This window comes from Azospirillum sp. A26 (assembly GCF_042604635.1).
GTDB classification, from domain to species: domain Bacteria; phylum Pseudomonadota; class Alphaproteobacteria; order Azospirillales; family Azospirillaceae; genus Azospirillum; species Azospirillum palustre.
Genome location: NZ_CP170473.1, coordinates 787,232 through 811,073, shown reverse-complemented (window position 1 = coordinate 811,073; position 23,842 = coordinate 787,232). Strand labels below are relative to the sequence as shown.

Here is a 23,842-nt window from a genome sequence, read left to right as displayed (position 1 = left end):
GATGGCTGAGGAAGCGGTTCAGGGTAAGGTCCCGGCTGTCGACGATCGTCAAATCCTGGATGATCTGACCCTTCTCCAGCAGGTCGACGGCACCCGCCTGGGCGGCGTCATCCATGAGGCGAGTTCCGTACAGCTGCAGCGGCCCGACGATACGCTGGGCTATGTCCAGACCGACTATCGCGGCGCCGAGGATCTGATGGTGGGCGGCGCGGTGCAGACCGGTGCCGTCGTCGGCGAATCGGTGGCGGTCGCCGCCGACCAGGCGGTGAACGCGCTGCTGCTGAACGGCGACGTGCTGCGCACCGAAGGCACCCGCGGTTCCGGCCCGGCCGGTCCCGAGGGCTCCGGCCCGACGGACGGGGAGGGCCGCGGTGCCGCCGGCAGGATGTCGGAGCGGGCGGAGCTGCTGTCGACTGCGCGCACGACCTCGGCCTACGACCCGCTCGAGGTTGCGGCGTCGGACATCCCCATGCCCGAGACGCCCGATCAGGTGATCGACAACGGGGCGGTTCCCGCCGCTGAGGGCGTGACCTTCCTGCAGGCCGCCGCGGTGGTCGCCCCCGCCGTCGCCGCACCCTCGACGCCCACGCCTGCGCCCACGCCCGCACCCGCACCGGTGTCCGACACGCCCAGCCTGACGGTGAACGGGGTGTCCGGTGACGAGGACAGCGCCATCGCCCTGAACATCGCCGCCGCCCTGACCGACACCGGCGGGACGGAGGTGCTGACCGTCACCCTGGCCGGCATCCCGGACGGCGCGGTTCTGCGCGACGCCTCCGGCGCGGTGCTGACGGTGGTCAACGGCAGCATCGTGCTGACCGCATCGCAGATCCCCGGCCTGACGCTGACCCCGCCGGCCAACAGCGGCGACAGTTTCAGCCTGACCGTGACGGCCACCAGCACCGACGGCACCGCCGCGCCCAACAGCGTCACCGCCACGCTGCCGGTCACGGTCAATCCGGTCTCCGACACGCCGACGCTCGGCGTCTCGGCCGTCACCGGTGCCGAGGATACGGCGATTCCGCTGTCGATCAGCCCGGCGCTGACCGACACCGACGGTTCGGAGACGCTGACGGTCACCATCGCCGGCATTCCGACCGGTGCGGTCCTGACCAATGCGGCCGGCGAGGTGCTGACGGTTTCCGGCGGCTCGATCACCCTGACGCCGGGCCAGCTGGCGGGGCTGGCGATCACCCCGCCGCTGAACAGCGACGCCGATTTCACGCTCACCGTCACGGCGACCAGCCGCGACGGCAGCGCCGCGCCGGCCAGCACCAGCCTGCCGCTGGTGGTCACGGTGAACCCGGTGACCGATACCCCGACGCTGAGCGTCAGTGCGGCGACCGGCAACGAAGACTCCGCGATCCCGCTGACGATCACCCCGGCGCTGACCGATACCGACGGGTCGGAGACGCTGAGCATCACGATCAGCGGCATCCCCGCCGGTGCCAGCCTCGCCAACGCGGCGGGCGACACGCTGTCGATCAGCAACGGTGCGGTCACGCTGACGCCCGGTCAGCTGGCGGGCCTCCGGATCACGCCGCCGGCCAACAGCGACGCCGACTTCACCCTGACCGTGACCACGACCGCGCAGGACGGCACCGCCGCGCCGGTGAGCGTCAGCGCTCCGCTGGCCATCACCGTCAACCCGGTGACCGACACCCCGACCCTGTCGGTCACCGCGGCGAGCGGCAACGAAGACACGGCCATTCCGCTGGTCATCTCACCGGCCCTGACGGACACCGACGGCTCGGAATCGCTGAGCATTACGATCAGCGGCATTCCCGTCGGCGCGAGCCTGAAGAACAGTGCGGGCGACACGCTGACGATCGGCAACGGGTCGATCACGCTGTCGCCGAACCAGCTGGCCGGCCTGACGATCACGCCGCCGGCCAACAGCGACGTGGATTTCACCCTGACCGTCACCGCCACCGCCCGGGACGGCGGTGCCGATCCGGTCAGCGTCAGCGCTCCCCTGACGGTCACGGTGACCCCGGTCACCGATACGCCGACCTTGAGCGTCACGGCGGCCACCGGCAGCGAAGACACGGCGATCCCGCTGTCGATCAGCCCGGCCCTGACCGATCTGGATGGCTCGGAGACGCTGACGATCACCATCAGCGGCATCCCGGCCGGAGCGGTGCTGACCAACACGGCCGGCGATCCGCTGACCATTTCCGGCGGGGCGATCACCCTGACGCCGGGTCAGCTGGCGGGGCTGGCGATCACCCCGCCTGAGAACAGCGATGCGGATTTCTCGCTGACCGTCACGGCGACGGCCAGGGATGGCGTCGCCGACCCGGTTTCGGTGACGCAGATCCTGGCGGTGACCGTCAACCCGGTGACCGACACCCCGACCCTGTCCCTGTCCGCCGCCCTCGGTGACGAAGACACCGCCATCCCGCTGACGATCAGCCCGGCGCTGACCGACACCGACGGCTCGGAGACGCTGACGATCACCGTCGCCGGAGTTCCGGCCGGTGCGACGCTGAGCGCCGGCACGTCGGTCACCCAGCCGGACGGCACGACCACCTGGACGCTGACGCCTCAGCAGCTTACCGGCTTGAAGATCACGCCGCCGGCCGACAGCGACGTGGATTTCGACCTGACGGTCACCGCGATTGCCAAGGATGGGAGCGCATCCGTCGCGACGACGAGCCAGACCCTGCATGTCACCGTCGATCCGGTCACCGACACCCCGACTCTGTCGGTCACCGCGGCGAGCGGCAATGAAGACACGGCGATTGCGCTGTCGATCAGCCCGGCGTTGACGGATCTGGACGGATCGGAAGCGCTGACGATCACGATCAGCGGCATCCCGACCGGAGCAACGCTCGCCAACACCCTTAACGGCACGCTGACGGTCAACAACGGCTCGATCACGCTGACGCCGGACCAGCTTGCCGGATTGAAGATCACGCCGCCGTCGAACAGCGACGATGACTTCACCCTGACCGTCACCGCCACGGCCAAGGATGGCGTTGCCACTCCGGCCAGCGCCAGCGCACCGCTGGTGGTTACCGTCAATCCGGTGACCGATACCCCGACGCTGAGCGTCACCGCGGCGACCGGCAACGAAGACAGCGCGATTGCGCTGGCGATCAACCCGGCCCTGACCGACACCGACGGCTCGGAAACGCTGACCGTCACCATCAGCGGCATCCCGGCAGGTGCCAGCTTCAGCAACACGGCTGGCGATACGCTGACCATCAGCAACGGTTCGATCACGCTGACGCCGGACCAGCTTGCCGGTTTGAAAATCACGCCGCCGAACAACAGCGACGCTGACTTCACCCTGACCGTCACGACCACTGCGAAGGACGGTGTTGCCGCTCCGGTCAGCGTCAGCGCACCGCTGTCGGTGACCGTCAATCCGGTGTCTGACACTCCGACCCTGTCCGTTTCGGCCGCCCGCGGCGATGAGGACACCGCCATTCCGCTGACGATCAGCCCGGCGCTGACGGACACCGACGGCTCGGAGACGCTGACGATCACCGTCGCCGGCGTTCCGGCCGGTGCAACGCTGAGCGCCGGCACCTCGGTCACCGAGCAGAACGGTACGACCACATGGACGCTGACGCCTCAGCAGTTGGCCGGCCTGAAGATCACGCCGCCGGCCAACAGCGACGTGGATTTCGACCTGACGGTTACCGCAATCGCCAAGGACGGCAGCGCGCCGGTCGCGACGACGAGCCAGACTCTGCATGTCACCGTCGATCCGGTGACCGACACCCCGACGCTGAGCGTCACAGCGGCGAGTGGCAACGAAGACACGGCGATTGCGCTGGCGATCACCCCGGCCCTGACCGATCTGGATGGGTCGGAAACCCTGACGATCACCATCAGCGGCATTCCGAGCGGCGCCAGCCTCAGCAACACGGCCGGCAACACGCTGACGATCAGCAACGGTTCGATCACTCTGACGCCGGACCAGCTTGCCGGTCTGAAGATCACGCCGCCGTCGAACAGCGACGATGACTTCACCCTGACCGTAACCGCGACCGCAAAGGATGGCGTTGCCGACCCGGTTTCGGTGACGCAGACCCTGGCGGTGACTGTCAGCCCGGTGACCGACACCCCGACCCTGTCGGTTTCGGCCGCCCGCGGTGACGAAGACACTGCCATCCCGCTGACGATCAGCCCGGCGCTGACCGACACCGACGGCTCGGAGACGCTGACGATCACCGTCGCCGGAGTTCCGGCGGGAGCGACGCTGAGCGCTGGCATTGCCGTTACCCAGCAGGACGGCACGACGACTTGGACGCTGACGCCTCAGCAACTGGGCGGGTTGAAGATCACGCCGCCGTCGAACAGCGACGTGGACTTCGACCTGACGGTCACCGCGATTGCCAAGGATGGCAACGCGCCGATTGCGACGACGAGCCAGACCCTGCATGTCACCGTCGATCCGGTCACCGATACCCCGACTCTGTCGGTCACCGCCGCGAGCGGCAACGAAGACACGGCGATTGCGCTGTCGATCAGCCCGGCGTTGACGGATCTGGACGGATCGGAAGCGCTGACGATCACGATCAGCGGCATCCCGACCGGTGCGACGCTCGCCAACACGCTGAATGGATCACTGACATTTACCAACGGCTCGATCACGCTGAACCCCGACCAGTTGGCCGGGCTCAAGATCACGCCGCCGGTGAACAGTGACGGTGACTTCACCCTGACCGTCACCGCCACGGCCAAGGATGGCGTTGCCACTCCGGCCAGCGTCAGCGCACCGTTGGTGGTTACCGTCAATCCGGTGACCGATACCCCGACGCTGAGCGTCACCGCGGCGACCGGCAACGAAGACAGCGCGATTGCGCTGGCGATCAACCCGGCCCTGACCGACACCGACGGCTCGGAAACGCTGACCGTCACCATCAGCGGCATCCCGGCAGGTGCCAGCCTCAGCAACACGGCTGGCGATACGCTGACCATCAGCAACGGTTCGATCACGCTGACGCCGGACCAGCTTGCCGGTTTGAAAATCACGCCGCCGAACAACAGCGACGCTGACTTCACCCTGACCGTCACGACCACTGCGAAGGACGGTGTTGCCGCTCCGGTCAGCGTCAGCGCACCGCTGTCGGTGACCGTCAATCCGGTGTCTGACACTCCGACCCTGTCCGTTTCGGCCGCCCGCGGCGATGAGGACACCGCCATTCCGCTGACGATCAGCCCGGCGCTGACGGACACCGACGGCTCGGAGACGCTGACGATCACCGTCGCCGGCGTTCCGGCCGGTGCGACGCTGAGCGCTGGCATTGCCGTTACCCAGCAGGACGGCACGACGACCTGGACGCTGACGCCTCAGCAGTTGGCCGGCCTAAAGATCACGCCGCCATCGAACAGCGACGTGGATTTCGACCTGACGGTTACCGCAATCGCCAAGGACGGCAGCGCGCCGGTCGCGACGACGAGCCAGACTCTGCACGTCACCGTCGATCCGGTGACCGACACCCCGACGCTGAGCGTTTCCGCCGCGAGCGGCAACGAAGACACGGCGATTGCGCTGGCGATCAGCCCGGCCCTGACCGATCTGGATGGGTCGGAGACGCTGACGATCACCATCAGCGGGATTCCGAGCGGCGCCAGCCTCAGCAACACGGCCGGCAACACGCTGACGATCAGCAACGGTTCGATCACGTTGACGCCGGACCAGCTTGCCGGCTTGAAGATCACGCCGCCGCTGAACAGCGATGCGGACTTCACGCTCACCGTCACCGCGACCGCCAAGGACGGCGTCGCCAACCCGGTTTCGGTCAGCCAGACCCTGCCGGTGACCGTCAGCCCGGTGTCGGATACTCCTTCGCTGAGTGTCACGGCGGCGACGGGCAACGAGGACACCGCGATTGCGCTGTCGATCACGCCGGCTTTGACCGACACCGACGGGTCGGAGGTGCTGACCGTCACCATCGCCGGCATTCCGGCGGGTGCGACGCTCACCAACACGCTGAACGGCACGCTGACCGTTACCAACGGCTCGATCACTCTGAACCCCGACCAGCTTGCCGGGCTGAAGATCACGCCGCCGGTGAACAGCGACGATGACTTCACCCTCACCGTCACCGCGACCGCCAAGGACGGGAGCGCGGCGCCGGCCAGCACCAGTGCGCCGCTGCTGGTGACCGTCAACCCGGTGTCGGACACTCCGACCCTGTCCGTATCCGCCGCCCGCGGTGACGAAGACACTGCCATTCCGCTGACGATCAGCCCGGCGCTGACCGACACCGACGGCTCGGAGACGCTGACGATCACCATCGCCGGCGTTCCGGCCGGTGCAACGTTGAGCGCCGGCACCGCTGTTACTCAGCCGGATGGCACGACCACCTGGACGCTGACGCCTCAGCAGCTTGCCGGTCTGAAGATCACGCCGCCGGTCAACAGCGATGTGGATTTCGACCTGACGGTCACCGCGATCGCCAAGGACGGCAGCGCGCCGGTCGCGACGACGAGCCAGACCCTGCATGTCACCGTCGATCCGGTGACCGACACGCCGACGCTGAGCGTCACCGCGGCGAGCGGCAACGAAGACACGGCGATTGCGCTGGCGATCAGCCCGGCGCTGACCGATCTGGATGGATCGGAGACGCTGACGATCACCATCAGTGGGATTCCGAGCGGCGCCAGCCTCAGCAATACAGCCGGCAACACGCTGACCATCAGCAATGGTTCGATTACGCTGACGCCGGACCAGCTTGCCGGTCTGAAGATCACGCCGCCGTCGAACAGTGACGACGACTTCACGCTCATTGTCACCGCGACGGCCAAGGATGGCGTTGCCAATCCGGTGTCGGTGACGCAGACCCTGGCGGTGACCGTCAGCCCGGTGACCGACACCCCGGCTCTGTCCGTATCCGCCGCCCGCGGTGATGAAGACAACGCCATCCCGCTGACGATCAGCCCGGCGCTGACGGACACCGACGGCTCGGAGACGCTGACGATCACCGTCGCCGGCGTTCCGGCTGGTGCGACGCTGAGCGCTGGCACCGCTGTTACTCAGCCGGATGGCACCACCACCTGGACGCTGACGCCTCAGCAGCTTGCCGGCTTGAAGATCGCGCCGCCGGCCAACAGCGATGTGGATTTCGACCTGACGGTCACTGCGATTGCCAAGGACGGCAGCGCACCCGTCGCGACGACGAGCCAGACCCTGCATGTCACTGTCGATCCGGTCACCGACACCCCGACGCTGAGCGTTTCCGCAGCCAGCGGCAATGAAGACACGGCGATTGCGCTGACTATCAGCCCGGCACTGACCGATCTGGATGGGTCGGAGGTGCTGACGATCACCATCAGCGGCATTCCGGCGGGCGCAACGCTTGCCAACACGCTGAATGGATCGCTGACGGTCACCAACGGCTCGATCACGCTGAACCCCAATCAGCTTGCCGGGTTGAAGATCACGCCGCCGCACAACAGCGACGACGACTTTACTCTCACCGTCACGGCGACCGCCAAGGATGGCGTTGCCGCTCCGGTCAGCGTCAGCGCGCCGCTGGCTGTCATCGTCAATCCGGTGACCGATACTCCGACGCTGAGCGTCACCGCGGCGACGGGCAACGAAGACACCGCGATTGCGCTGACCATCAGCCCGGCCCTGACCGACACCGACGGGTCGGAGGTGCTGACGATCACCATCAGCGGCATTCCGGCCGGTGCGACGCTCGCCAACACGCTGAATGGATCGCTGACGGTCAGCAACGGTTCGATCACGCTGAACCCCAATCAGCTTGCCGGGCTCAAGATCACCCCGCCGCTGAACAGCGACGACGACTTCACGCTCACCGTCACCGCAACCGCCAAGGACGGCGTCGCCGACGCGGTCAGCGTGACCCAGACCCTGGCGGTGACCGTCAACCCGGTGACCGACACCCCGACCTTGTCGGTTTCGGCCGCCCGCGGTGACGAAGACACTGCCATCCCGCTAACGATCAGCCCGGCGCTGACCGACACCGACGGCTCGGAGACGCTGACGATCACCATTGCCGGCGTTCCGGCCGGCGCAACGCTGAGCGCCGGTACCTCGGTCACCGAGCAGAACGGCACGACCACCTGGACGCTGACGCCTCAGCAGCTTGCTGGCTTGAAGATCACGCCGCCGTCGAACAGCGACGTGGATTTCGACCTGACGGTCACCGCAATCGCCAAGGATGGCAGCGCGCCGGTCGCGACGACGAGCCAGACCCTGCATGTCACCGTCGATCCGGTCACCGACACCCCGACCCTGTCGGTTTCGGCTGCTCGTGGCGATGAAGACACCGCCATCCCGCTGACCATCAGCCCGGCCCTGACCGACACCGACGGCTCGGAGACGCTGTCGATCACCGTTGCCGGCGTCCCGGCCGGAGCGACGCTGAGCGCCGGCACTTCGGTTACGGAAAGCAATGGCACGACCACCTGGACGCTGACGCCTCAGCAGTTGGCCGGCCTGAAGATCACGCCGCCGTCGAACAGCGACCTGGACTTCGACCTGACGGTTACCGCGATTGCCAAGGACGGCAACGCCCCGGTGGCGACGGCGACCCAGACCCTGCACGTCACCGTCGATCCAGTGACCGACACCCCGACGCTGAGCGTTTCCGCCGCGAGTGGCGACGAAGACACGGCGATTGCGCTGTCGATCACCCCGGCCCTGACCGATCTGGACGGGTCGGAGGTGCTGACCATCACCATCAGCGGCATTCCGGCAGGCGCAACGCTGGTCAACACGCTGAACGGCACGCTGACGGTCAGCAACGGCTCGATCGCGCTCAATCCCGACCAGCTTGCCGGTCTGAAGATCACCCCGCCGTCGAACAGCGACGATGACTTCACCCTGACCGTGACCGCGACCGCCAAGGATGGCGTCGCCGCTCCGGTCAGCGTCAGTGCGCCGCTGGTGGTCACCGTCAATCCGGTGTCGGACACCCCGTCCCTGTCGGTGTCCGCCGCCCGTGGCGATGAAGACACGGCGATCCCGCTGACGATCAACCCGGCGCTGACCGACACCGACGGCTCGGAGACGCTGAGCATCCGGATTTCCGGTGTCCCCGCCGGGGCGACGCTGAGTGCCGGCAGCTCGGTTACGGAAAGCAATGGCACCACCACCTGGACCCTGACGAAGGACCAGCTGACCGGCCTGAAGATCACGCCGCCGAACAACAGCGACGTGGACTTCGACCTGACGGTCACCGCAATCGCCAAGGACGGCAGCGCACCGGTCGCGACGACGAGCCAGACTCTGCATGTCACCGTCGATCCGGTCACCGACACGCCAACGCTGAGCGTCACCGCGGCGACGGGCAATGAAGACACGGCGATTGCGCTGACGATCAGCCCGGCGCTGACCGATACCGACGGGTCGGAAACCCTGACGATCACCATCAGCGGCATCCCGACCGGCGCGATCCTCGCCAACACGCTGAACGGCACGCTGACGGTCAGCAACGGTTCGATCACGCTGAACCCCAATCAGCTTGCCGGGCTCAAGATCACCCCGCCGCTGAACAGCGACGACGACTTTACCCTCACCGTCACTGCGACCGCCAAGGACGGCGTTGCCGACGCGGTCAGCGTGACCCAGACCCTGCCGGTCACCGTCAACCCAGTGTCCGACGCGCCGACGCTGAGCGTCACCGCCGTCACCGGTAACGAAGACACCGCCATTCCGCTGACGATCACCCCGGCGCTGGTCGACACCGACGGGTCGGAGGTGCTGACGATCCGCATCAGCGGCATTCCGGCCGGTGCGACGCTGGTCAACACGCTGAACGGCACGCTGACGGTCACCAACGGATCGATCACGCTCAATCCCGATCAGCTTGCCGGGTTGAAGATCACGCCGCCGCTGAACAGCGACGATGACTTCACCCTGTCGGTGACCGCTGTTTCCAAGGACCGCGGTGCTGCGGAGGCGACCACGACCCTGCCGCTGGTGGTCACCGTCAACCCGGTGACCGACACCCCGACGCTGACCGTCACCGCGGCGAGCGGCAACGAAGACACCGCGATTGCGCTGGACATCAGGTCGGCCCTGACCGATCTCGACGGGTCGGAGAGCCTGAGCGTCAAGATCACCGGCGTTCCCGCCGGGGCGACGCTCAGCGCCGGCACCTATGTGATGGAAAGCAACGGCACCACCAGCTGGACCCTGACCCAGGCCCAGCTGGCCAACCTGAAGATCACTCCGAAGGCCGACAGCGACGTCGATTTCACCCTGACCGTCACCGCCACGGCGACGGACCGCGGCCTGTCCCCGGTCTCGGTGCAGACGACCCTGGCCGTCACCGTCGTCGCCGTGGCCGACAAGCCGACCGTTTCCGTCACGCCGGTCTCCTACGATCTGGCGGTCGGGCAGAACGACACGCTGACCGGCACCGCCGGCAACGACACGCTGTCGGGCGGCGCGGGCAACGACACCATCCTGGGCGGCGCCGGCGACGACGTGATCTATGGCGACGGCACCGGCACCTTCACCGTCGCCCTGTCGATCACCCCCGCCGTGACCGACCGCGACGGGTCGGAATACATCTCCAAGGTGACGATCTCCGGCGTCCCGGCCGGGGCGACGCTCAGCGCCGGCACCCTCAACGCCGACGGCACCTGGACCCTGACCGAGGCCCAGCTGTCCGGTCTGAAGCTGACGGCGCAGGAAGGCGACACCAGCCATCCCATCACCCTCACCGTCGTCTCGACCTCCAAGGAGTTGGAGAACGGCAGCACCGCCGACAGCGATCCGCGGACGCTGACCATCAGCTTCGGCAACACGCCGAAGGGCAACGACAGCCTGGACGGCGGCGACGGCAACGACACCATCCTCGGCGGGGCCGGCAACGACACCCTGATCGGCGGGCTGGGCGACGACAGCCTGGACGGTGGCGACGACAACGACCTGCTGGCCGGCGGCCCCGGCAACGACACCATCGATGGCGGTGCCGGCAACGACACCGTCACCTACGCCGGCTCGGCGACCGCGGTGAACGCCAATCTGGCGACCGGGGTCGGCACCGGCGAGGGCACCGACGTGCTCCGCAATCTGGAGAACGTCACCGGCTCGGCCTTCGACGACGTCATCACCGGCGACGGCGGCGCCAACATCCTGCTCGGCGGCGGCGGCAACGACACCATCACCGGCGGGGCCGGGACCGACACCATCCATGGCGGGGCCGGCGACGACCTGTCGATCTTCACCGTCGGCACCGATGGCGGAACCGCGTCGGCTCCGGAACTGCAGGATGGCGATGCCGGCATCGACACCTTCCGGGTGATGCTGACCTCCGCCCAGATGTCCAACCCTGCGATCCTGGCCGATCTGCGGACCCTGCGCGACCTGATCGAGGCGGCGGCGGCCGATCCCAACGCCGCGACCAAGGACACCGATGTCGCCAACGCCGTCACCCTGACGGCGCTGGGCATCAAGGTCGCGGATTTCGAGAAGCTCGAAATCTACGTCGACGGCCAGCCGGTCAATGTGCGCGAGGTGCTGAACTACACCCCGACGGCCACCGCTACCGCCACCACCACGGCCACCACCGAGGACAATGCGGTCAGCAGCCGCCTCGTCGCCACCGACCAGGACACCCTCAACGGGCGCACCGACGACAGCCTGACCTTCAAGGGGCCGGGCGACAACGGCCAGCCGGTGCGGCTGGCGCACGGCACGCTGGTGGTGAACGCCGACGGCACCTTCACCTACACGCCTGACGCCGATTTCAGCGGGACCGAGACCTTCTCCTTCACGGTGACCGATGCCTATGGCGGCAGCTCCACCGCCACGCAGACCATCAAGGTGGCGCCGGTCGCCGACCCCATCACGCTGACCACGCTGAACGCGCGCGGCAACGAGGATGCGGCCGGCGGCATCGCCATCGCCCCGACCATCACGCTCAGCGACGTCGATGCCGCCAGCCCCGAGGCTGTGGAGACGGTCAGGCTGACCATGTCGGCCGCGCAGCTGGATGTCGCCGGCGCCAAGCTGTACCTGAACGGCACCGAGCTGACGCGCAGCGGCACCGGGACCTACAGCTGGACGATACCGACCAGCGCCCTGGTGGCCGGCGGATCGGCCGGAACCTGGACGGTGTCGGGCCTGAAGATCGTCACCACCCGCAACTCCGACGCCGATCTCACCTACACCCTGACGGTCGGGACCATCGACAGCACCAGCGCCGGCACGGTGCGTGGCAGCAAGTCGGCGACCGGCACCATCACCGTCGATGCGGTGGCCGATGCGCCGACCGTGACCGCGGCGGCGGCGGCGACGGATGAAGACACCTCGGTCGCGCTGAAGATCACCCCGGCGCTGACCGACACCGACGGGTCGGAGAGCATCGGCTACGTCACCATCTCCGGCGTGCCGGCGGGGGCGAGCCTCAGTCTCGGCACGGTCCTGAGCACCCAAGGCGACGGCAGCACCAGCTGGAAGGTCAACGCGGCCGATCTGGCGAGCTTGCGCCTGACCCCGCCGCACGACTTCTCCGGCACCATCACCCTCCGCGTCGTCGCGACCTCGGTCGAGCGCGAGAACGGCTCGACCGCCGATTCCGCGCCGGCGACCCTGACGGTGACCGTCACCGGCGTGGCCGACGCCCCCATCGTCATCCCCGTGGCGACGACGGGCTTTGAGGACACCGCCATCCCGCTGTCCATCGACGCCCACCTGTCCGACGTGACGGGCGAGACGCTGGACCACATCACCATCACCGACCTGCCGGAAGGGGCGAAACTGTCCGCCGGCATCCACAACGCCGACGGCAGCTGGACGCTGACCCCGGCGCAGCTGACCGGCCTGACCTTCACCCCGCCGTCGAACTATTCCGGCACGCTGACGCTGAAGATCACCGCCACCTCGGTGGAGGGGGCGACCACCGCCACCTCGGCGCCGCAGTCGCTGACGGTGACCGTCACCGCCGTCGCCGACACGCCGGTGCTGTCGGCCTCCGACGCGGTGGGGCGCGAGGACACCGCCATCCCGCTGTCGGTGGTCGCAGCATTGACCGACCGCGACGGCTCGGAAAGCCTCAGCATCCTCGTCGGTGGCGTGCCGGCGGGCGCCACGCTGAACCATGGCCATTACGACGCCACCCTGGGCAAATGGGTGCTGACCCAGGCCGACCTGTCCGGGTTGACGATCACCCCGCCGGCCAACTCCAACACCGGCTTCAACCTGACCTTCACCGCTCGGGCGACGGAGAGCTCCAACGGCGCCTTCGCCGACGCGGCGGCGGTGTCCGTCCATGTCGAGGTGCAGGGCGTGGCCGACGTCGTGACGCCGAACGGCACGCTGACCGCCCGCGGCGACGAGGACACGGCGATCAACCTGAATCTCGGCAGTTTGCTGATGACCGACGATGACGGATCGGAACGCCTGTCGCTGGTCGTCAGCAACCTGCCGTCGGGCTCCTGGCTGTCGCTGGCGCCCGGGCACGACAGCGGTCTGGTCTATCTCGGCAACGGCCGCTGGTCGGTCGATGCGGAGTACCGCAACGAACTGACCCTGACGACGAAGAAGGACTTCTCCGGTACCATCTCGCTGAAGGTGGACGTCATCACCACCGACAGCAACGGTGCCCCGATCGTTACCGTGAACGGTGTGACGTCGGGCGGAACGCTGAAGGACACCCGCGACCTGACGGTCACCGTCGATCCCAAGGCGGATGAGCCGGTCGTCTCGATCGGCGCCAGCGGGCTGGAGGATGCCATCGGCGGCATCCCGCTGACCATCTCCGCCCTGACCGGCGACAGCGACGGGTCGGAGCACATTTCCGCCATCGTCATCTCCGGCCTGCCGGTCGGGGTGACGCTGACCAGCAGCGATGCCGGCGCGCTGACCGCGAATGCCAATGGCAGCTGGACGGTCGATCCGGCGAAGCTCGGCAAACTGCGCCTGATCGTGCCGGCCAACAACGCCGACGACTTCACCATCACCGTCAAGGTGACGGCGATGGACGGCACCGACACCCTGACCAGGACCTACACCCCGACCGTCACCATCACCGCGGTGGCCGACGCGCCGGTGTCGCATGCCGCCGACGGTTCGGCGGTGCCCTACCATGTCGATGACCAGTCGACGGCCGGCGTGCCGGACGGGCTGGTGCTGAACCTGAACGCCTTTCTGGCCGACACCGACGGGTCGGAAAAGCTGGCGGTCACCATCGGCGGCGTGCCGAAGGGCACGGTGCTGTCGCGCGGCATCGACAACGGCAACGGCACCTGGACGCTGACTGCGGAGGACTATACCGCGGCGCTGGCCGAGGGCGGTCTGAAGCTGACCGTCAAGGATGCGAACGCCACCGGCATCACCCACACGGTGGCCGGCAGCGTCGACACCGCCAGCGTCACGCTGACGGTCAACCCCTACAGCATCGAGAGCGAGGGCGACCGCAACACCAGCGTGTCCGACAGCTTCGTGCTGAGCTGGACCACCACGGCCTCTTCCGGCGGCGGCTCGACCGATCCGGGCAATGGCGGCAACACCGGCGGCGGCACCAGCCCGCCTCCGCCGCCCCCTCCTCCTCCTCCGCCGCCGCCTCCGCCCCCGGTGCTGGACCCCAGCGTCGGCAGTGACCGGCCGCATGCCGTGACCACCGCCGAGGATACGGGCGTCGCGCTCGGCCTGAAGGACGGGCTGGCGAACTGGCAGGACGTCTCCACGGTCACCCTGTCGGGCATTCCGACCGGCGCCAGCCTGACCAACACGGCCGGCGACACGCTGACCGTCACCGGCGGCTCGATCACGCTGACCAAGGCGCAGCTCGACGGGCTGAAACTGACCCCGCCGTCGAACAGCGATGCCGATTTCACCCTCGCCATCGACGTGGTGTCGGGCAGCAGCAATGCCCACACCACGCTGACCCAGGCCGTGACCGTCACCGCCGTCGCCGATAGCCCGCTGCTGACCGTGCAGACGGCGTCCGGCAACGAGGACACCGCCGTCGCGCTGAACATCACCGCCGCGCTGGCCGACACCGATGGGTCGGAAACGCTCGCCAGCATCATCATCGAAGGGGTGCCGGCCGGTGCCTCGCTGTCGGCCGGCTATCTCGACTCCACCACCGGGCGCTGGGTTTTGACGCCGGCCCAGCTGGCGGGGCTGAAATTCACCCCGCCGCACGATGCCAGCGGCACCTTCCAGCTGACGGTGACGGCGGTCTCGCGCGAGATCAGCAACGCCGACCGGGCGACCACGACCAAGACGCTGACCATTGAGGTTGCGCCGGTCAGCGACGCCCCGGCCATTTCCGTCAGCGCCGCCACGGCGCTGGAGGATCATGCCGCCAACCTGTCCATCGACGCCGCGGTCACCGATCTGGTCGGCACCGGCGAGGTGATCACCGCCCTGCGGGTGACGGTGCCGGCCGGCTTCACCCTGTCGGGCGGCACGTCGCTCGGCAACGGCGTCTACGATCTGACCGGCCTGTCGGCCGGCGACCGCGCGGCCCTGACGCTGACGCCGCCCGCCAACTATTCCGGCACGGTGACGCTGACGGTGGAGGCGGCCTCCCAGGACGGCACGGCGGCCCCCGCCTGGTCAACGAAGAGCTTCTCGGTCACCTACACCGCGGTCGCCGACGCGCCGAACGTCACGGTCCATGACACGACGGGGACGGAGGACACCGCAATCGCCCTGAACCTGTCGGCCAGCCTCGTCGACACCGACGGGTCGGAGACGATGGCGGTCATCCTGTCGGGCCTGCCGGCCGGTGCCGTGCTGAACCACGGCTCCAACAACGGCGACGGGTCCTGGACCCTGAAGCCGTCGGAACTGGCGGGCCTGACCGTCACGCCGCCGCGCAACTATTCGGGCGGCATGGACCTGACGCTGACCGCCACCAGCCTGGAAAGCTCCAACAAGGACACGGCGAGCACCACCGCCACCATCCATGTGAACGTTACGGCGGTCGCCGACGCGCCGACCGTCATCGTCGCCAACGCCTCGGGCAGCGAGGACACCGCCATCGCGCTGAACCTGACGGCGGCGCTGGTCGACACCGATGGGTCGGAGACGATGGCTATCGTGCTGTCCGGCCTGCCGGCCGGTGCGGTGCTGATCGATGCCAACGGCACCATTCTGACGCCGACCGCCGGCTCGGTCGCCCTGACCGCGGCCCAGCTGTCCGGGCTGAAGCTGATGCCGCCGACCAATGCCGGCACCGACTTCAACCTGACCCTGACCGCGACGACGACGGAAGCCTCCACCGGCGCCACCGCCACCACCAGCCAGCTGTTCCGGGTCAGCGTCGATCCGGTCGCCGACCAGCCGATCATCACCTGGGCGCCGCTGACCGGCACCGAGGACATTGCCGTGCCGCTGAACCTCTCGGTGGCGCTGTACGACACCGACGGGTCGGAGCGGCTGGGGCTGCTGACGATTGCCGGCGTGCCGACGGGCGCGCTGCTGTCGGCCGGAACGAAGAACGCCGACGGCAGCTGGACCCTGACGCCGGCCCAACTCACCGGCCTGACCCTGACCCCGCCCGCCAACAGCGATGCGGCGATCACCCTGACCGTCACCGCAGTCAGCATCGAGTCCAACGGCAGCACGGCGACCAGGACCGTCACCGTGCCGATCACCCTGGCCGCGGTGTCCGACACCCCGACCCTGACAGTGTCCGCCGCGACCGGCAACGAGGACACGGCCATTGCGCTGACGATCAACCCGGCGCTGACCGACACCGACGGGTCGGAGACGCTGACGATCGCCATCAGCGGCATCCCGACCGGCGCCAGCCTGAGCAACAGCGCCGGCAACACGCTGACCATCAGCAACGGCTCGATCACCCTGACCCCGGCGCAGCTTGCCGGGCTGAAGATCACGCCGCCGTCGAACAGCGACGCCGACTTCACCCTGACCGTCACGGCCATCGCCACCGACGGCACTGCGGCACCGGCCAGCACCAGCGCGCCGCTGCTGGTTACGGTGAACCCGGTCACCGACACGCCGACCCTGAGCGTCATGCCGGCGACCGGCAACGAAGACACGCCCATCGCCCTGACGATCATCCCGGCGCTGACCGATCTGGACGGCTCGGAGACGCTGACGATCACCATCAGCGGCATCCCGACCGGCGCCACCCTGAGCAACAGCGCCGGCAACACGCTGACCGTCAGCAACGGCTCGATCACCCTGACCCCGGACAAGCTGGCCGGGCTGGCGATCAAGCCGCCGTCCAACAGCGATGCCGATTTCAACCTGACGGTGACCGCCACCGCAAAGGATGGCAGCGCCGCTGCGGTGTCGGTGTCCTCGACGCTGGCGGTGACGGTCAATCCGGTGTCCGACACCCCGACCTTGAGCGTGTCGGCGGCGACGGGCAACGAGGACACGGCCATCGCGCTGACGATCAATCCGGCGCTGACCGACACCGACGGGTCGGAGACGCTGACGGTCACCATCAGCGGCATCCCGACCGGCGCCAGCCTGACGAACAGCGCCGGCAACACGCTGACGATCAGCAATGGGTCGATCACGCTGACTCCGGCCCAGCTTGCCGGGCTGAAGATCACGCCGCCGCTGAACCGCGACGACGACTTCACCCTGACCGTCACCGCGACCTCGACCGATGGCAGCGCGGCACCGGCCAGCACCAGCGCGCCGCTGCTGGTCACGGTGAACCCGGTCTCCGACACGCCGACCCTGAGCGTGACGCCCGCGACCGGCAACGAAGACACGCCCATTGCGCTGACGATCAACCCGGCGCTGACCGACACCGACGGGTCGGAGACGCTGACGATCACCATCAGCGGCATCCCGACCGGCGCCAGCCTGAGCAACAGCGCCGGCGACACGCTGACGGTCAGCAGCGGCTCCATCACCCTGACCCCGGACAAGCTGGCCGGGCTGGCGATCAAGCCGCCGTCGAACAGCGATGCCGATTTCACCCTGACGGTGACCGCCACCGCCAAGGACGGCAGCGCGGCCCCGGTGTCGGTGTCCTCGACGCTCGCGGTGACCGTCAACCCGGTGTCCGATGCCCCGACCCTGACCGTGTCGGCCGCGAGCGGCAACGAGGATACGGCGATCCCGCTGTCCATCACCTCGGCCCTGACCGACACGTCGGAGGTGCTGAGCATCACCATCGCCGGCATCCCGGCCGGAGCCAAGCTGACCAACAGCGCCGGCAACACGCTGACGATCAGCAATGGGTCGATCACCCTGACGCCGGCGCAGCTGACCGGGCTGAAGATCAAGCCGCCGCCGAACGACGACGCCGACTTCACCCTGACCGTCACCGCGACCTCGACCGACGGCAGCGCCGCTCCGGCCTCCACCGTGGCGCAGCTGGCAGTCACGGTCCTGCCGGTTTCCGACACCCCCACCCTGGCGGTCAATCCGGCGGCGGTGGCGGAAGACGGCACGGTGGCGCTGTCGATCACCCCGGCCCTGACCGATCCGTCGGAGACGCTGAGCGTCACCATCGCCAACATCCCGATCGGCGCCCACCTGTCGAACACGGCGGGCGACACGCTGACCATCGTCAACGGCGCGATCACCCTGACCCCGGCCCAGCTGGCCGGCCTGTCGATCACGCCGCCCCACGACAGCGGCACCAGCTTCACCCTGTCGGTCACCGCCATCTCGACCGACGGCACCGCCACGCCGGCCAGCCTGTCGCGCTCGCTCGCGGTGACGGTGACGCCGGTTGCCGACACCCCGATGCTGACCGCTCCGGCCGTCCATGGGCTTGAGGACACGGCGATCCCGCTGACCATCACCGCCGCCTCCACCGACACCGACGGGTCGGAAACGGTGACGGTGCGGATCACCGGCATGCCGGCGGGCGCCAGCCTGAACCACGGCATCCACAACAGCGACGGCAGCTGGACCCTCAGCGCGGCGGACCTGACCGGCCTGACCTACACCCCGCCGGCCGACGCCAACGGCACCGTCACCCTGTCGGTCACCGCGACCGCCCAGGACGGGGCCAGCACCGCGGCGGTCACCCAGACGCTGGCGGTGACCGTCGATCCGGTGAACGACAAGCCGACGCTGGCCGCCGCCCATCCCACCACTGTGATCGCCGCCGACGCCACCGACCATCCGGCCGTGGTTTCCGACGCGACGATCACCGATGTGGACAGCAGCGTCATGTCCGGCATGTCGATCCGCATCGCCGCAGGGTCGCAGACCGGCGACACGCTGAACCTCGACAGCCTGACCATCGCGACCGATCCGTCGACCGGGCGCAAGACGGTGGCCGGCACCGGGATCGAGGTCAGCTGGGACGATGCCAACCACCGGCTGTCGCTGTCCGGCACGGCTTCCACCGCGACCTACACCGACATCCTCCACCATCTGGCCCTGACGCCCAACGGCAGTGGCGCCCGGACGCTGGAGGTGATGGTCAGCGACGATCAGGGGCTGTCCAGCGATCCGCTGGCGGTGCAGGTCCTGGTCTCGAACAGCGCGACGATGACCGGCAGCGCGGGTGCGGACATCCTGCATGCCGGAACGACCACCACCAGCATGTCCGGCGGGGCCGGCGACGACCTGTTCATCTTCGCCCCGCGCGGCGGCGACCTGACCATCAACGGCGGGGCGGGCTGGACCGACGTGGTGGAGGTCGGCGCCTTCGTCGCCAATGCCGGCACCAACTGGATGCAGCAGCTGGACGGGCATGCCTACACGGTGGATCCGTCAGGCCACGGCCTGACCTTCACCCAGGAGACGACCGTCACGCTGGAGGACCAGAACCATCACCAGCTGGTGCTGCAGAACATCGAACGGCTGACGTTCTGATGGGGTGGGGCGGAATGACGGGGCAGGGGCGGAGCGGGGGAGCGGCAGGCCGGGTCAGGCGTCCGGCGTGCCGTTCGCCTTCTCCCCTCCGGCTTCGCCGTCGCCGCTGCCCGTCTGCATGTGGGTTATGATCCGCTTCATCAGCCGCCCCAGCATCGCCCGTTCGTTGGCCGCCATGGCGGCTATGGGCGGGCTCAGCGACTGGCGCAGGGGGTCGCGCTCCAGCAGGATCCTGCCGTCGTCGGTCAGGTCGAACAGCCAGCCGCGCTTGAATCCGGGGTGCGGGCGGCGGGTCAGCAGCCCCTTGTCCACCAGGGTGGAGACGGTGCGCGACACCGGTGCCAGGTGGATTTTCTGGAACCGCGCCAGCGCGGTCAGGGTGCGGGCCGGCTCCGGCGCGTCATGGAAATAGCGCAACGCCACCCATTGGGCCGGGAAAAGCCCATCGGTGAAGCTGATGCCATAGACAAGCCGGCTGACCTGGTCCAGCAAGGTGACCAGATCGTCGTCGGTCGACGGGTTGTCGCCATCCTCCGGCCTTTCCGACACGCGCTTTTCTCCCTCCCGAAACTGCACCGAACCAACCGGCGGCAAGCTTGGCGGGGGACTGTAGCGAAGTCAACGCGCCAGCGGAAGCGGCAGTCTTCGCGTCTGCGTGGTGAAAGTATCGGGCCGATTCGCGTGGATTATCGTTGAGGGAAATCCATTGCCCCCTCGGCAAAGGCTTGGCGAAAACGGCCGGTCCGCCCCATCTGTGGTTCAACTCTCACAAACCGCGGACACTGGACATGACCGGCACCCCCCGTCTGACCAACGCCTTCCTGTTCGACCTCGACGGCACGCTGACCGACACGGTCTACCAGCATGTGCTGGCCTGGAAGGAGGCATTGGACGAGGAGGGCATCGCCCTGTCGGTCTGGCGCATCCACCGCAAGATCGGCATGAGCGGCGGGCTGTTCACCAACATGCTGCTGCGCGAAACCGGTCTCGGCGCCGACCAGGCTCTGCTCGACCGGCTGCGCCACCGCCATGCGCAGGCCTACCGGCGGCTGGCTCCCGGCGTGGTTCCGCTGCCGGGTGCCCGCGAGTTGCTCGACACGCTGACGGAGCTGAACATCCCCTGGGCCATCGCCACCAGCGGCCGGATGGAGACGGCGCGGCCGGCGCTGGAGAAGCTGGGCGTCGATCCCTTGAGGGCCGCGGTCATCACCCGTGACGAGGTCGAATATGCTAAGCCCGACCCCGACCTGTTCCTGGCCGCCGCCGCACGTATCGGCGTGGACATCGCCAGCGCCTTCGTGGTCGGCGACAGCATCTGGGACATGATCGCCGCCAAACGGGCGCGGGCGCTGGGGATCGGCCTGCTGTCCGGCGGCTATGGCCGGGAGGAGCTGGAGCGCTCCGGCGCGCTGCGCGTCTATGAGGACCCGGCCGACATGCTGGATCATCTGGACGAAGTCGGCGGACGCCGCGGACTGGCACAGTAAAACGACGTTACAGGAAAGTATCCGGTCCGCCGATGCAATCGGAGCGCTGCGAGTTGTTGCCGTATTATGGATCATGCACAGTCACAGCGCTGTGACGCAGTGCAACATGATCATGCAGGACATGCGGTAACGGTGCGTTTCACAGGGGCGGAGCGGTGGCAGCATGGGTTTGCCGATGATGGTGACGCCGCTCCCCGACGCCCCGATCATCGAAACCCTGCTCATCGAACCCCCGGATCAGGAGCCGCCGCATGCCCGCCCATCAGTTCACTGGCCGCCATACCGTCGCCCGCGCCCTGGTCGCCTCCGCCTTCGCGCTGGCGTCGCTGCTGTCCGTCGCCGCCGCCGCGGCCGTCACCGCCACGCCGGAACGCCCGGTCCCCGCGGTCGCCATCGACAGCCAATCCTTCCTGTTCAACTGACGCCGTCTCCAGACCAGGCATTCTCTGATCGGATGGGCAAAAAAAAGCCGCCGGAAAAACCAGCGGCTTTGAAGTCCGAGAGGAACGTCCAACAAGTTGTGCCGGGTCAACCCACGGCGCATCCAGCGGTACGGGACTAATATATTAATATCTCATCGGTCTGGCAAGCGGCTTTCCTTCTTACGCTCGTATTTTTTATCCAGTATCACCGGAACGGAAACGCCCCCCGGCGGTGAGCCGGAGGGCGTCTCGATCACAGTGAAGGGGCGTTTCAGGGACGGGCGGACCGTCAGTCGGCGCCGGCCGTGGCGTTCGGGACGGCGGCGGCGGACTTCGGACCGCGCTGGCCCAGCACCAGGGCGATGATGGCGAAGGCGGCGAGATCGAACACGGTCAGGCAGGCGAACAGCGGCTCGTACCCGATGGTGGTGGCGAGCTGGCCGATCATCAGCGAGAAGATCATGCCGCCCATGTAGCCGGCCATGCCGCCGAAACCGGTCGCCGTGGCGACGTCCTGCTTTTCGAAGGTGTCGGTCACCAGGGCATAGAGCAGGCTCGACAGCATCTGGTGGGCGAAGGCGCCGAGGGAGAACAGGAAGATCGCGGCGATCGGGCTGACGGTGAAGCTGATCAGCGCCGGGCCGATCATGCAGACCGCACCGACGCCGACGCCGGCGATGCGGGAATTGACCAGCGACATCTTGAAGCGCTTCACGAAGAAGGGCGACAGGTAACCGCTGAGGATGCAGCCGATGTCACCGGCCAGGAACGGCAGCCAGGCGAACAGGGCGAACTGCTTGATGTCCATGCCACGGGTGGAGACCATGTACAGCGGGATCCAGAAGCTGAAGGTCTGCCACGCCGGCTCGGTCAGGAAACGGGCGGCGGCGATGCTCCAGAACTTGCCCTTGCCGAGCACGCGCTTCATCGACGGCTTCGGCAGCTCGACCTGTTCCTGGCCGTCCAGGATGTAAGCGTGCTCTTCCTTGGTCAGGCGCGGATGGTTTTCCGGGTTGCGATACAGCATGTACCAGAGGGCCGACATGCCGACACCCAGCAGACCGGTGACGAGGAAGGCTTCCTGCCAGCCATAGGTCAGCGACAGCCAGATGACGAAGGGCGGGGCGATCATCGCGCCGATGGAGCTGCCGGTGTTGAACCAGCCGGTGGCGATAGAGCGCTCCTTGGCCGGGAACCACAGAGTGGAGGTCTTGACGCCCGACGGCATGGCCGCCGCTTCGCTGACGCCCAGCAGACCGCGGAAGAAGGCCATCGACTGCCAGCTGCCGGCCAGTGCGTGCATGGCGGCGGCAATGCCCCAGACGCCGGCGAACATCGCGTAACCCAGCTTCAGCCCGATCAGGTCGGTGATGTAGCCGGCGACCGGCTGCATCAGGCTGTAGCAGAGCTGGAAGGCGCTGACGATGAAGGAATACTGCTCGGTCGTGAAGTGTAGCTGTTCCTTGAGCGTCGGCGCCAGGATGCCCAGAGTGTTGCGGTCGATGTAGTTGACCACGGTGCCCAGCATCATCAGGGCAAGGATTTGCCACCGCAAACCACGGATCTTGTTCATCTTTTCCTCACATGCCTGCCACGGCAGGCGCCGGTGCGCACGTACAGGCCCTTCAGGCGGCGATCCTCGGGCGGGATGCCTGGCCGGCGGGTGTTCGGTGCCGGGCGAATGGGTCGCTTCCGCTCTGCTTCAAGAGAGGCGGGAGCATCGCTGACGGAGTTATATTAATATATCAGTGTTGGGTGCAAGCGGTTTTCCGGTGCCGCCTTCGGCTCTTGCGAAAATGTCGCAGTCCAATGATGCGAGGCGCTGATTTCTTCGCAGTCGCAGCAAAAACCCGCCCGTTTCCCGAGAGCGGTTACTTGCTGCGGTGCAATATAATTGAAGGTTGAAAGGCCTGTTTTGCTGTTCGGATTTTAAAGGCGGGCCGGTCTGCCCGGTTCATCCGCCTGTAGGAAGCCACAGCATCGGCTCGCCATAAATGACCTGGATCAACGGGCTATGCGCCGTTTCCGTCCCGCCGGTCATGAAGGAACGGCGGCCATGCCGCTGCCATCTCCGCGGAAACGCTCGGCCTTTGCTAATTGCTGCAGTGCGACAATCTGGGGCCTTCCTTGCAAAAGTAATATATCAGACAGTTGTGCAGCGCAGAGCAGCGGCACCCGGAAATTCCGCTCCGGACTGACCGACGTCAATGTGTCCG

The 23,842-nt window shown here is 67.8% G+C and carries 5 protein-coding genes; 3 read left to right on the top strand and 2 right to left on the bottom strand.

The genetic code is table 11. The features are described from left to right. The first annotated feature begins 1 nt into the window (after position 1). Positions 2–19,717: a beta strand repeat-containing protein gene (locus ABNQ39_RS17745; RefSeq protein ID WP_376962211.1), complete on the top strand. Its 19,716-nt coding sequence runs from the start codon at positions 2–4 to the stop codon at positions 19,715–19,717. Positions 19,718–19,771: 54 nt separating this feature from the next. On the opposite strand, the gene ABNQ39_RS17740 is transcribed toward ABNQ39_RS17745, so the two are convergent. After that, entirely contained in the window at positions 19,772–20,266 is a 495-nt protein-coding gene (locus ABNQ39_RS17740; protein WP_376962209.1) for a MarR family transcriptional regulator, read from the bottom strand. Positions 20,267–20,505: 239 nt separating this feature from the next. On the opposite strand from ABNQ39_RS17740, the gene ABNQ39_RS17735 reads away from it, so the two are divergent. Further along, positions 20,506–21,204, top strand: coding sequence for an HAD family hydrolase (locus ABNQ39_RS17735; RefSeq protein ID WP_109050645.1), 699 nt, complete (start codon positions 20,506–20,508; stop codon positions 21,202–21,204). Positions 21,205–21,455: 251 nt separating this feature from the next. Continuing rightward, on the top strand, positions 21,456–21,626 hold the full coding sequence (locus ABNQ39_RS17730) for a hypothetical protein (RefSeq protein WP_376962207.1): 171 nt from the start codon (positions 21,456–21,458) through the stop codon (positions 21,624–21,626). Positions 21,627–21,915: 289 nt separating this feature from the next. Here the strand turns inward: ABNQ39_RS17730 and ABNQ39_RS17725 are convergent, their stop codons facing one another. Next, a complete protein-coding gene (locus tag ABNQ39_RS17725) occupies positions 21,916–23,199 on the bottom strand; it encodes an MFS transporter (RefSeq protein ID WP_109050644.1) in 1,284 nt (427 codons plus the stop codon). Positions 23,200–23,842: the final 643 nt, after the last annotated feature.

What these genes read in the sequence shown, in the direction of transcription:
- ABNQ39_RS17745 (WP_376962211.1), top strand. Translation starts at nt 2, where the DNA reads ATGGCTGAGGAAGCGGTTCAGGGTAAGGTCCCGGCTGTCGACGATCGT.
- ABNQ39_RS17735 (WP_109050645.1), top strand. Translation starts at nt 20,506, where the DNA reads ATGACCGGCACCCCCCGTCTGACCAACGCCTTCCTGTTCGACCTCGAC.
- ABNQ39_RS17730 (WP_376962207.1), top strand. Translation starts at nt 21,456, where the DNA reads ATGCCCGCCCATCAGTTCACTGGCCGCCATACCGTCGCCCGCGCCCTG.
- ABNQ39_RS17725 (WP_109050644.1), bottom strand. Translation starts at nt 23,199, where the DNA reads ATGAACAAGATCCGTGGTTTGCGGTGGCAAATCCTTGCCCTGATGATG.